The organism is Bacillus sp. 05T21 (genome assembly GCF_056396785.1).
Genome location: NZ_JBFTMD010000010.1, coordinates 1 through 12,425 on the forward strand (window position 1 = coordinate 1; position 12,425 = coordinate 12,425).

Annotated in this window: 12 protein-coding genes, 1 pseudogene, 1 riboswitch and 2 other annotated features; of the genes and pseudogenes, 3 read left to right on the forward strand and 10 right to left on the reverse strand. The window is 33.4% G+C overall.

Features of this window, described 5'->3' with window-relative positions; genetic code table 11:
• Both AC1DKZ_RS18030 and AC1DKZ_RS18035 read right to left on the reverse strand, forming a co-directional pair.
• The coding region (locus AC1DKZ_RS18030) for an alpha-helical pore-forming toxin family protein (RefSeq protein ID WP_476996775.1) at window positions 1–895 on the reverse strand (895 nt) is incomplete at its 3' end.
• A gap of 133 nt (window positions 896–1,028) precedes the next feature.
• Window positions 1,029–1,229 carry a hypothetical protein gene (locus tag AC1DKZ_RS18035; protein WP_476996776.1) on the reverse strand — a complete coding sequence of 67 codons (201 nt, stop codon included), beginning with the start codon at window positions 1,227–1,229 and terminating at the stop codon, window positions 1,029–1,031.
• A gap of 666 nt (window positions 1,230–1,895) precedes the next feature.
• On the opposite strand from AC1DKZ_RS18035, the pseudogene AC1DKZ_RS18040 reads away from it, so the two are divergent.
• Window positions 1,896–2,057: pseudogene (locus AC1DKZ_RS18040) on the forward strand (DAPG hydrolase family protein); the annotation flags it as partial.
• A 268-nt stretch (window positions 2,058–2,325) separates the two neighbouring features.
• Here AC1DKZ_RS18040 and thrS read toward each other — a convergent pair.
• The 4 genes from thrS to AC1DKZ_RS18060 all read right to left on the reverse strand — a co-directional run bounded on the left by thrS (window position 2,326) and on the right by AC1DKZ_RS18060 (window position 7,139).
• Window positions 2,326–4,245, reverse strand: a complete 1,920-nt coding sequence (gene thrS / locus AC1DKZ_RS18045; protein ID WP_431183024.1) for a threonine--tRNA ligase — start codon at window positions 4,243–4,245, stop codon at window positions 2,326–2,328.
• 44 nt (window positions 4,246–4,289) lie between these two features.
• Window positions 4,290–4,512: a binding site (T-box leader), on the reverse strand.
• A gap of 37 nt (window positions 4,513–4,549) precedes the next feature.
• Window positions 4,550–4,774: a binding site (T-box leader), on the reverse strand.
• A 120-nt stretch (window positions 4,775–4,894) separates the two neighbouring features.
• Window positions 4,895–5,602: a pseudouridine synthase gene (locus tag AC1DKZ_RS18050; protein WP_002141694.1), complete on the reverse strand. Its 708-nt coding sequence runs from the start codon at window positions 5,600–5,602 to the stop codon at window positions 4,895–4,897.
• Window positions 5,603–6,044: 442 nt separating this feature from the next.
• A complete protein-coding gene (locus tag AC1DKZ_RS18055; RefSeq protein WP_219302219.1) occupies window positions 6,045–6,410 on the reverse strand; it encodes a VOC family protein in 366 nt (121 codons plus the stop codon).
• A 99-nt stretch (window positions 6,411–6,509) separates the two neighbouring features.
• Window positions 6,510–7,139, reverse strand: a complete 630-nt coding sequence (locus AC1DKZ_RS18060; protein ID WP_431182187.1) for a DUF4937 domain-containing protein — start codon at window positions 7,137–7,139, stop codon at window positions 6,510–6,512.
• Between the two features lie 432 nt (window positions 7,140–7,571).
• A riboswitch (glycine riboswitch) is annotated at window positions 7,572–7,691 on the forward strand.
• Window positions 7,692–7,798: 107 nt separating this feature from the next.
• On the opposite strand from AC1DKZ_RS18060, the gene AC1DKZ_RS18065 reads away from it, so the two are divergent.
• The gene (locus tag AC1DKZ_RS18065; protein WP_242308336.1) at window positions 7,799–9,166 is read left to right on the forward strand and encodes an alanine/glycine:cation symporter family protein; all 1,368 of its coding nucleotides are present in this window, start codon (window positions 7,799–7,801) and stop codon (window positions 9,164–9,166) included.
• Window positions 9,167–9,215: 49 nt separating this feature from the next.
• Here AC1DKZ_RS18065 and AC1DKZ_RS18070 read toward each other — a convergent pair whose 3' ends face one another.
• Together AC1DKZ_RS18070 and AC1DKZ_RS18075 are read right to left on the reverse strand one after the other, a co-directional pair.
• Complete coding sequence (locus AC1DKZ_RS18070; RefSeq protein WP_476996777.1) at window positions 9,216–9,746, reverse strand: DinB family protein; 531 nt, start codon at window positions 9,744–9,746, stop codon at window positions 9,216–9,218.
• A gap of 14 nt (window positions 9,747–9,760) precedes the next feature.
• Complete coding sequence (locus AC1DKZ_RS18075) at window positions 9,761–10,528, reverse strand: DUF3891 family protein (protein WP_476996778.1); 768 nt, start codon at window positions 10,526–10,528, stop codon at window positions 9,761–9,763.
• 204 nt (window positions 10,529–10,732) lie between these two features.
• Here AC1DKZ_RS18075 and AC1DKZ_RS18080 point away from each other — a divergent pair, with 204 nt between their 5' ends.
• The gene (locus tag AC1DKZ_RS18080) at window positions 10,733–11,005 is read left to right on the forward strand and encodes an HU family DNA-binding protein (RefSeq protein ID WP_002012780.1); all 273 of its coding nucleotides are present in this window, start codon (window positions 10,733–10,735) and stop codon (window positions 11,003–11,005) included.
• 50 nt (window positions 11,006–11,055) lie between these two features.
• Here the strand turns inward: AC1DKZ_RS18080 and AC1DKZ_RS18085 are convergent, their stop codons facing one another.
• Together AC1DKZ_RS18085 and sfp are read right to left on the reverse strand one after the other, a co-directional pair.
• Window positions 11,056–11,598 (reverse strand): cold-shock protein, encoded by a 543-nt coding sequence (locus AC1DKZ_RS18085; protein ID WP_113937833.1) that lies wholly within the window; start codon window positions 11,596–11,598, stop codon window positions 11,056–11,058.
• Between the two features lie 36 nt (window positions 11,599–11,634).
• Complete coding sequence (sfp, locus tag AC1DKZ_RS18090) at window positions 11,635–12,384, reverse strand: 4'-phosphopantetheinyl transferase Sfp (protein ID WP_476996779.1); 750 nt, start codon at window positions 12,382–12,384, stop codon at window positions 11,635–11,637.
• Window positions 12,385–12,425: the final 41 nt, after the last annotated feature.

Genomic DNA, 12,425 nt, shown 5'->3' on the forward strand with positions numbered 1-12,425 from the left:
CAATTTCACCTTTTTTACTTTTCTCTATCGCTTCACGTACTTCTTTTTTGGCAGCTTCAATTTCTATAGCTGATTTTCCTTTTTCTGTTGCTTCTTGCTCTGCTTTCTTCTCTGCTTCTACAATAGCATTGTTTATTTCTTTTCCTTTGTTATACGCTGCTACTGCTGTTTGAGCAGCAGGTTCAATGATATCTTTTGAAAGGTTATAGACTTCTTTGAATATAACAAACCCTTGTTCATTTAAAGCTCCTGGTAATAATGCTATTTGTTGTAAATCATTTTGAATTGATTTTTGGGTATTTTGTAATTCATTTTTTAGCTGATCTATTTTCCCTGTTCCATCTGAACTTAGTACACCCTGTGCTTTTGTAACATCCATATCGAGATCTTGAAGTTTTTTATCCAGCTGTAATTTAAGATCTGTTAATTCATTAATCTGTCTTTGTACGTTTTCTTGGTTCGTCATAGTCATATCTTGAAGAACCTCAAGTCTATCCAAAAACCCTTCTTTATCTTCTTTATTGTCTACAAACTCTTTTAATGCTGGGTAATAGTTATTAAATTTAGTTACAAACCCTTTACTTTTTGAATTTACTAGAATTAAATGTGGATAAAGTTCTGATGACCATTCCTTCATATCTTGCTTGATTAGGGATTGATTTGTATTTAAAGCTGGGACTTCTGCCAGCTGTACATTAGGGCTCATTAAACCTTGATCAATATATGTTTGGATTAATTTAGATTGTGCACCTAATTTTCGTAATGATGAGGAAATATCCATACTTTCCTGTTGAGTTTCTGCATGAACGATTGGTATTGCGAGAGTATTGATAGGAATAGTCGCCCCAGTTACAATTGATGTTATAAAAAATCCTGAAATTATTTTATTTTTCATTCCGTACGCCCCTTTACTATTGTCTATTTACAATCTTATACATACATCTTGAACGACCTAACGCTAGGCTCTTTTTGTCACATGCTCTAGGAAGGAGAAATCTTTCGGATAGAGTGTTAAACCTCGTTATTATTTACTTCTCATAGAAAGTAAGGATGTTGCTTTCTGGTAATTTTAATATTAAGTTTTTGGGATTTAATAATAAAATTTCATCACCTATATTTGAATTAACTGCCCAATGAAAAGTAAAATATTTATGTTTCTCTTGAGTTGCTGCTGGATTTACAGGAGTCCAGATAGATAGACTCATTGCTTCTACTGCTACCCCTGCCATGACCTTTTTGATAATAATTTCATAATATCTCTCCTAGTTTTGTCGACAGGGTCCTACAAGATTACAAAAGATGAATTTATACTGTACATTGCTTATACTTTTATTATGGAATAAAATCATTTTTGCTATGTAGAAACTTAAAACACTTTTTTTCAAATGTTATACTTTCGAGATTATAGATCTTTTTAGAAGTGACGCAACATTAAGAAAATTAACTTTAACATAATGTTACTTGCAACTTTACTGCACATTTATTAGTGCAATCTTCTCTCCCCTTGAGTGGTCATACCATTTACACCTTTATTAAAACATTAAATTTTTAATACGTAACTAGTAGAATTTTGTCGATTATATTCGATAATTTAACTATTAAGTATTAATACAAATGAAAATGTTATACTTATAAAATGATTTTTTAATTTCATTTAAGTAATTATAGCAGTTACAACTTGATATACTTAGTTAAAAGGAGTCATTTTTAATATATATAAAATAGTTAATATAATTTGAATTTTGTTTAATATAATTTAATCACACTCTGCATATCGATCCCCTTTATTTAGATATGCATCATTACATATTTCTCCATAGATAAAAACAACAAATAAACAATAAACACAAGACAAATAAACAACAAATAAAAAACAAATAAGCAACAAATAACAACAAATCCAAAAATCTGAGAATAGTACAGTAATAACTTCTACATTCATTTTCCCGAAAGGATTATCACCATTTATTAACCTAAGTGGTTTATATAAACACAATGTAGAAGAAATGAGTCAGTTCAACAAATTTTTACCGAAACTTTTTGAAGAAAATTTGTAAGGCAAGTTAACAGCTTTACTTTTAATAAGTGATTAACAAGAAAACAAATCGGTCCCCAACATTTTAGATATGTCTAAAATGTTGGGGGCCTTTCAATATCAAATCAATCACTTTCCACTTTGCTTCTTCCTGGTAATGTACTCTTCCCTTCAAATGAAAAACACCGCCGTTGAATTGACATACTTAGTATGCGAATTCAGGAGGTGTTTTTTTCATGTACCACTATTCGGGTTCACTTCATTAAAATGGTGTATTTTCTAGTCAATTATTATTTTCTATCCTTTATTTCCTCTTCAATACTTGCCACAAATATATCCAGCGAAACAACTTCCGACTTCTCTTCCCCATATTTTCGTACATTTATAGATTCGCTTTCCATTTCCTTATCACCAACAACAAGAACATACGGTACTTTTTGCATTTGCGCTTCTCTTATTTTATATCCTAACTTTTCATCTCGCATATCTCGTTCAACCCGAATTCCAGCTTGTGCCAATTTGTCTGCAACCTCATCTGCATATTGTACATGCACTGCATTTGAAACTGGAATTACTTTCACTTGAACTGGTGCTACCCATGCCGGGAACGCGCCTCCAAAGTGCTCAATTAATATCGCTAAGAATCGGTCTAACGAGCCTAAAACTGCCCTGTGAATGACAACTGGTCTTCTCTTTTCATTCTTCTCATCTATATAATTTAAATCGAATTTCTCTGGCATTTGGAAATCGAGCTGGATTGTTCCGCACTGATGACTTCTATTTAAAGCATCTTTAATATGGAAATCAATTTTCGGTCCATAAAATGCGCCGTCACCTTCATTTAGTCTATATTTATAATTCAATGAATGTAATACATTTTCTAATGCCGCTTCTGCTTGCTCCCACAATTTATCATCACCCATTGAATCTTCTGGACGAGTAGAAAGCTCTACTTCATACTGGAATCCAAAAGTTTTATATACGTAATCAATTTGCGCCATTACTGATTTAATTTCATCTTCAATTTGTTCTGGAGTTACAAATAAATGAGCATCATCTTGGCAGAAAGTACGAACTCTTAATAATCCGTTTAAAGCGCCACTAAATTCATGTCGATGCACTTGACCGAACTCACACATACGAATCGGTAACTCACGATAAGAATGTAATTTATTTTTAAACATAAGCATATGGCCTGGGCAATTCATCGGTTTTAACGCAAAACTTTTATGATCTACTTCTGAGAAATACATATTGTCTTTATAATGTCCCCAGTGTCCTGATTTCTCCCATAATTCTTGATTCATCATAAATGGAGTACGCACTTCTTGATAATTGTACTCATTTTGAATTTCTCTTAAAAATGCTTCTAATTCATTGCGAATAATCTGTCCTTTTGGCAAGTAAAAGGGCATTCCCGGAGCCTCTTCCGAAAACATAAACAATTCAAGTTCACTACCTAATTTCCGATGATTTCTCTTCGCAGCCTCTTCAACAAAATGCAAATAATTTTCTAATTCTTTTTGTGAAGCAAATGCAACGCCATATATACGCTGAAGCACTTGATTGTTACTATCGCCTCGCCAATATGCACCAGAAACATGAGTTAATTGAAATGCTTTCAAATAACCAGTAGATGGCAAATGTGGTCCTCTACATAAATCTACAAATTCACCTTGTTTATAAAGTGTTACACTCTCATCATTAGGAATTGCTTCTAAAAGCTCTAATTTCAAACTATCATTCATTTCTTGAAACAGTTTTTTTGCTTCTTCTCGAGAGATTTCAACTCGTTCTATCTTTACATTTTCATTTATAATATTTTTCATTTCTTTTTCGATTTCCGGTAAATCTTCAACATTTACACTACTTGCAAGATCCATATCATAATAAAATCCATTTTCAATAACTGGCCCTACTCCAAGCTTCACATCACCATAAATTCTTTTCACAGCTTGCGCTAATATATGTGCCGCAGAGTGTCTTGCAATTTTTACCCCTTCATCTGAATCCATAGTAATGATTTCTACTTTCGCACTTTCTTCAATGTTTCGTCGTAAATCAAAAGACTGCTCATTAACTTTTCCTGCGACTGCTTTCTTTTTTAAACTACTACTAATCAAACCAGCAATTTCTTCCAAAGTAATACCTTTCACAAATTCTTTAACGCTACCATCTGGAAATTTAATTTCAATCATCTGTTCTTTCATTTTTCATCTCTCCATTTCATAATAAAAAGCACACTCATCCCTAAAATAGGGACGAGTGTGCTTTTACCCGTGGTTCCACCCAGATTCCCATCGCAAACATGCAATGGCTTCTTTTACGGTAACGTCGTTTACACGGCACTAGATACTTGATTTCCCCAGTGCAGCTCTAAGGTGGTAAGTTATTTTTCTGCGTTAGGAAGTTCTCAGCTTTTCTTCCTTCTCTGTATAACCGTTTAAAATAACTCGTGTCCTTTTCTTCGCTTATTATGAAATTAAATATAAAAAAGCATATTCATCCCTAGTAAATAGGGACGAATATGCTTATATTCGTGGTTCCACCCAGATTCCCATCACAAAAAACATAATGGCTTCTTTTGCGGGTAACGTCGCTTACACGGCACTAGATACTTGATTTCCCCAGTGCAGCTCTAAGGTGGTAAGTTATTTTTCTGCGTTAGGAAGTTCTCAGCTTTTCTTCCTTCTCTGTATAACCGTTTAAAATAACTCGTGTCCTTTTCTTTGCTTTTGTAAAAAATCCATTTATTGTTATTTAATATATCCTATTCATTTTATTTTTACAAGTGTTAAAAATATATTTTTTATTCAAAAAAAAGAAACCAAAAACATTTTTGGTTTCCCCTTCTCTTTTTTACCAATCTTGTGGTTCGTAATTTAAGTCTGAAAATAGGCGTTTTTTCTCTTTTTTCGATAAATCTCTCCACTGTCCAACCGGTAAATTATTCAATTCAATATTCATAATTCTCGTACGTTTTAACGTATATACTTGATAACCTAGAGCTTCACACATACGACGAATTTGACGATTTAGCCCCTGTGTTAAAATAATCTCAAACTCATATTTTGATAACTGTGTTACTTCACAAGGAAGTGTTTTTGTATCTAAAATTTTAACACCTGCTGCCATTTTTTCTAAAAACTCCGGTGTAATCGGCTTATCTACTGAAACGATATATTCTTTCTCATGTTTGTTTTCAGCGCGTAAAATCTCATTAACGATATCGCCATCATTCGTTAACAAAATTAAACCGTCTGAGTCTTTGTCGAGACGTCCGATGTGATTAATTCGTAAAGGATGATTCACTAAATCGATAATGTTACCTTTTACGGCTTTTTCACTTGTACATGTAATACCTACTGGTTTATTTAAAGCGATATACACATGGTCTCGAGCAATACGAAGTTGCTCTCCATTTACTCGTACGTCATCACCTGGATTTACTTGGTCACCAATTTTTGCAACCTTACCGTTAATAATTACTTTTCTCTCGTTAATTAACTTATCTGCTCCACGTCGAGACGCTTTTCCAGCTTCACTAATAAATTTATTGATACGCAAGTTAGGCACATCCTTTTCATAAAAAATTTCAAGCTCACACTGCTTCTACCGTACAATACAAAAGGGTAAGCCTCCTATTATAACTTAAATATATTAACATGAAAGGGTATATGACGTCTTCACTTAATTACATGTTTACAAGAAAATAAGTGGTCCTCTTTTCCTTTTCACCTCAAACTGTTTAGCAGTCAATAGATTAACCCTTGAATATAACATCATTTATTTACTTTTTTCATAGATAATATACCGATATAAGTTTGATTAATAATGCCTAAATAACTCACAATATGTGAAAAGCAAAAAGAATCCTTTTGAAAATATTCAAAATGGATCCTTCTTCAGCTAAAATAATACTAGTTTTTATACAAAAGTGTTCAATAATTATAATCTTTGATAGAAAACATCGTTCAACAAACAAAATAATCTCGAACTCCCTAATTTTTTACGCTTCAATATTTTCTTCACATACTCCAAAAAGAAGCCCTTGATTATCTATACAATAAGCAAAGTAGCCCATATTAGGAATAGCAGTTTTAGGTACAACTACTTGTCCACCATTTTCAATAACTTTATTTATGTACTCATCAACTGAAGATACTTCAATAGAATTAGTCGTCCTAGTAGCACCATCAGGGGATTTCATTAATCCACCATCGATACCGGGTCTATCACTCTCACCTGTAATTATGAACCAATATTCATGTGGCCCAGGCATTTTTTCAAACTTCCATCCAAAACTATTTGTATAAAATTGAATAGCTTCTTGAGGGTTTGGGACTTGCAATTCAAATCTTAAAACTCTACTCATTTAAATATCTCCCCTCTTATTCTTGTACAAAGTAATTATACAAGAACTAATGTTCTGTATCATTTTTTTCGAAACTAGCTACTTTAATAAGTTCTAACTTTATTTAGAAGCGGCAACAGACCATTCTTCCTTCCGAATAACTTTCTTTCCATTTATATTTTCAACATACTCATTTACATTTGCCAACTGATATAACTCTGGGAAAATTTCTTTCATATAACGTCCATGTACTATTTCATCTTGCCAATAAGTTAATACTATGTAACGATTTTCATTCTTTAAAGACTTCCCTACAACTCCACCTAATATCCCTTTTGCATTTTCCATTCCTTTATTCCAAATTGTTTCTTGCGTATGTAAAAAATTCTTTTCTTTTCCTTCTTTCACATCGCAAATTGCAACTCTTACAAATGACCCTTGTGCAATTACGTCTTTCAAAGGAGTTTCTGTTATATCATACAACGTTTGAAATAGTTCAATTTCACATGAAAGAAACGTATCTTTTTGATTACTATTTAAATAAATTGTATCGTGAGCCTCATTCATAAACGATTGATATGCATTTCGATCTTCCCATAAAGTATACACACAGGCTTCAGCTTCATTCCACCCACCAAATTGTCCATAGAATCCGTCTAAATACTGTAAATCACGCCATTTTTCTTGCGCATCAGAAAACAATTCCCTTTTCTCTTCTTCCACCTTACAAAATATTGTTTTTAATAGCATTTCTACTCCCCCTTATGATAAGACCCATTTCCCTCTTGTAATAATTTGTTTACATAATAAAATTATGTGAACAAATTATATCTGCTGTTATACTCCATACACAAATAACCATTTTTAGTCACTCTAAATCTATCAAACCACCAAATTGATTTTATTTCAAATAATTCGGAATTTAAAGGGGGTATAATCCTATACAGATTACATCTCACTCTTAACTCATTTACTATTTCAAAATAAAAAATGATTGCATTTCACTAATTGTATCTCTATAATGTTTTTATTGATTCTATACACAATCAATGCGTTTAAGTTTTTAATTTTATAATTCGGATGAACCATTCAGGAGAAGGTCTATTGATCTACCGACGGGGCAAAAAGTTGCTGAACCAACTTTGAAACTCTCAGGTCTTGTTTACAAGTAGAACTGCATGGGGACGAATCTCTGGAGAGACTCCCTCTCGCTTAATATAGCGCGGAGGAAAACGAGCACCGAAGGAGCAAATCCGCTAATCTAGCGGATAATCTCTCAGGTAAAAGGACAGAGACAAGCGAAAGAAAATGCCGATTTGTATCGGTTTATTTTTCTATCCCTTGTTTCTCCAGAGACCATTTCATTTCCTTGAAGTGGTTTTTATTTTTTCTAAAAAAGGAGAATACAGATGGAGACAGTAAGTAAAGTATTAGAACAAATTAATCAGTATGTGTGGGGGTTACCAACTTTGTTGCTACTCGTTGGAACTGGTATAATTCTCACAGTGCGCTTAAAAGGTTTACAGTTTAGTAAACTAATATACGCTCACAAACTAGCTTTTAAAAAATCAGAGGATACATCATCTTCTGGAGATATTAGTCACTTCCAAGCACTGATGACAGCTATGGCTGCAACGATTGGTATGGGAAATATAGCAGGTGTCGCAACTGCTGTGACAATCGGTGGACCCGGCGCAATCTTTTGGATGTGGATTACTGCTTTATTTGGAATGGCAACAAAGTATGCCGAAGCAATCCTTGCGGTGAAATACCGTGTTAGTAATGAAAATGGTGAATACTCCGGTGGACCAATGTATTATTTAGAACGTGGTTTAGGGAAAAAATGGCTGGCTGTTTTATTCGCTATATTCGGCACAGCTGCTTCTTTCGGTATCGGTAATATGGTTCAATCTAATTCAGTTGCAGAGGCAATGCGAATCAATTTTGCTTTCCCTCCTGCATTAACTGGTATACTCATGTCATTCTTAATCGCCATCGTTATTTTGGGCGGTGTAAAAAAGATTGGTAGAGTTACTGGATATATCGTTCCTATTAAAGCATTCTTTTATATAATCACTGGCCTTATTATTATTTTCTATCACTTTGATCAAATTCCAGAAGCATTTTCACTTATTTTTTCTGGTGCATTTCAAGGTACTGCAGCTGCTGGTGGTTTTATCGGAGCAACAGTTGCATCTGCAATTCAAATCGGAATGGCACGTGGTGTATTTGCTAACGAGGCTGGTTTAGGAAGTGCTCCTATTGCTGCGGCTGCTGCCAAAACAGATTCACCTGCAAAACAAGCTTTAGTTTCTATGACTGGTACTTTTCTAGATACATTTATTGTATGTACAATTACGGGGCTAGTATTAATTACTACAGGCGCATGGAAATCAGGTAAAACTGGTGTTGAAGCTACAACATTAGCATTCCAATCCGTATTCGGTACTGCTGGTAGTATGATTCTTGGTATCGCCATTATATTATTCGCCTACTCTACTATTTTAGGTTGGTCGTATTACGGAGAGAAGTGTGTTGCTTATTTATTCGGGCAAGGTGCTGTACGATATTATAAAGCAATCTTTATCGTTATGATTGCAATAGGTGCTAATTTAAAGCTAGGTGTCGTATGGACATTTGCCGATATTGCGAATGGACTTATGGCGATTCCAAACTTAATTGGTCTAATTGGATTAAGTGGTGTAGTTGTCGCTGAAACGAATCGCTTTTTACAAGCAGAGAAATTGAAAGAAAGTCATAAAAAACAGGCAAGTTAATCACTAAAAAAAGGAATGGCTCATTTATAATAAGCCATTCCTTTTTTCTCTATTTCAATTCCTTTCCCTCCTGAACCATATGTAAATAAAGTACAAAATCCATCATTGTAGATGAATAACCAAGTTGACGGATCATTGCTGTTATATTCCCTCTATGATATGTACCATGATTTACGACATGTTGCACTAACTCTAAAATGGAAGTGTCTAATGCACCTGCATATGGGTTCTCAATAACAAATACAGTATTTACGTCTTGTATTCTACTTAAAAATTCTTTATATTGATTTGCCATGTTTTCAAACATTTTTTCTAATTCATGTAACGATTTAGTTTCGATTTGTTTTCGTAATTTTTCTCGGTCTTGTATTACTTCACTCATACTTTTACCACGCAATATGTGTAACCACACTTGATCTGTAACATAAATATGTACAAAAGTATCCTTAATTGATGGGAATACACTCTGTATCTGTTCATTAAAAATTGTCTCATAGTTTGGTAACTCTTTTAGTCGGTTGAATAATCGTGTATTAGCCCAAGCATGGTAATCAAACTGTTTTAACATGTAATCTTTCAATCTAAATCGCCTCCTTATTGTATGAAACGAATGTTTTGCTTCTTCATTTCCGATTCTCTATCAGCTTTTACAATCCCTTTTTCATTCATTTCATATTTATTTATAGTTTTATATTTTACATACGTATGAAATTCCGTTTTAAATGGAAACGATGTTATTTGAATTGTTTCTTCATCCACCCATTCAGCTTGAATAGGCTTCTCCCCCTTACTATTAAACATTTCTGTTCCTTCAAAACCCTCTTTAAATAAATCAATTTCATCTTTCTTTTTTACACCAGGTTTATTCATACATACATATAAAGAAAGTTCATCACAAAACTTTAATAATCTATAATGTTTATCAAACATCGCATATTGTTCTTTTGTTAGCGTTTTCAAAATTCTTTTTTGTCGTTCCAATTCATGTTTATAAAAAGACATCATCTCTTCATCTTCCTCATTTAATGAAAATGATAAAAAGTGCTTACTACAAAGTAGCGCCCCGTATGGATTTGACTCTTCAATTGCATTCAAACCAATCGTATAAAAAACAAAGCGTAATGAACTTGGACAATCCATAAATGTATATGGAATATTTTTAGTATCATTCAAAATTGGTACTTTATCAAGCTCTATCCATCCTCTATCATGCTCATATATAGCATCAATTGTCTCTTTTAAGTATATTTTATCTTCAAAAAAATCTTCTATTATATGTCTTGCAATTTCACCAGCTAAAAAACCATGATCATGTTGACGAATTAATATACTTTCTTTCTCATTCTTTTCACGAAAAATCATCCGTATATTCCCCCTCATCCTCATATTACAGCTTGTTGTATGCATCAATTCTTAATTAATCCCTAATTATTAGCAGGGATTCAGTTTCTTTCAACGAAATTAACATAAATATACAGCATTCTTTCTAATCACAAAGTTAGCTTTATCTTTACTAACCATTATACTAAAACATTCATTCTAAAAATTTTTTTATGAGGTGAAAACATGAACAAAACAGAATTAGTTAAAAATGTAGCACAATCAGCTGATATTTCTCAAAAGGATGCTTCTGCAGCTGTACAATCCGTATTTGACACAATTGCTAATGCATTACAATCTGGCGATAAAGTGCAACTAATCGGCTTTGGAACTTTTGAAGTGCGTGAAAGATCTGCTCGTACAGGGCGTAATCCGCAAACTGGAGAAGAAATTCAGATTGCTGCTGGTAAAGTTCCAGCATTTAAAGCAGGAAAAGAATTAAAAGAAGCTGTTAAATAAACAAGAAACCAGCCATTTTATAGGCTGGTTTCTTGTTTATTGTTTATTGTTTATTTAAGCAGTTCCTTTATATTCTCTGCATGATACACTTCACAAATATAAAATACACATTTGCAGTTACTTACAATTTGATATTTTCTAGTTGGATAAACATTCGCCGCAACAGAACATCCATCAAACAATTCGATAATATTTCCAGATGGCTGATATCCTTCATATAATACGTTTCTTCTTACTTCCATCTTTTCTATAAGGTTTTCAACAGGAATATTTCCACTCTCTAATTCACTCTTTATTGTATCCGGTAAAAACGAAGTGTCTGCAAAAATTAGATTTTCAGATAACACCTTACCTTTATAACTAACATTAGATACGCGATAAAGAAATGTTCCGTTTTTATCAAAGAAATTCTTTGCTTCTTTCGGAATGTATTGTCTATTAAGCGCTTCCTGTTCAAGTACATCAAACTGAACTGTATCTTTTACAAGTTTTTCTAAAGCTAGAATAGATGACGTATTTCTAGAAAACAACATATCTTTAATTGCCTGTACATTATAAGTTAATTCAGTTTTTCTATTTTCCGCTACTAACATGAGGAACACCTCTTCTATAAGAAATTTTATTAAAAATTAACGATGATTTAATAGCAATCCCGCGTCTAACTGCGTGATTTCAATCACTTCTTTACTGAATATTGCAATTGCAGCCATATAACCCACACTTGGCCTTACATCTTCCATCATTGTATTTTCTGCTAACTCTTGTCTATCTTTAAAAATCAACAATTTTGGAGGGTCATTTGGAGCTGATACTGTAATTTCTACCGGTGGAATCAATAGTCCTTCACCTGTCGCTTTCAGCACTGCTTCTTTTCGAGTCCAATATGTTAAAAATCCTTCTAGTCGCTGCTCATCAGGTAACTTCATAACTTGTGCTATTTCAATGTCTGTTAATACGCCCTCTGCCATTTTCATAACATCTACATTTGGATTCATTTGCTCAACATCAACACCCACAGGTGCAGATTTAGTAAATGCAACAACAACCCACTCACCCGAATGTGAGACTGATATTTGCGGCATACCTTCTGGTAACTGTGGTCTGCCATGTTGTAATTTACATACTGGGCACATTCGATCAATTGGCACTTGAACTGGCGACATAGAAAGTACCTTTCCAAGTACTAATCTACTAATTACGCAACCTATTATAAAACGCGCACGGTCTGCCGAATGATGATATGAATTTGCTTTCTCTCGCTCTACATCATTTAGTAAATTGTAATGCGATGATTGTAAATCTGAAATTCTTGCCCACCATATTTGACAACTATTCTCATTAAGAGTTGGTACAGAATCTACAACTTTACTCTCTATCATGTAAACTCTCTCCTTTTAAATGCCAATATCACTTTATTTTA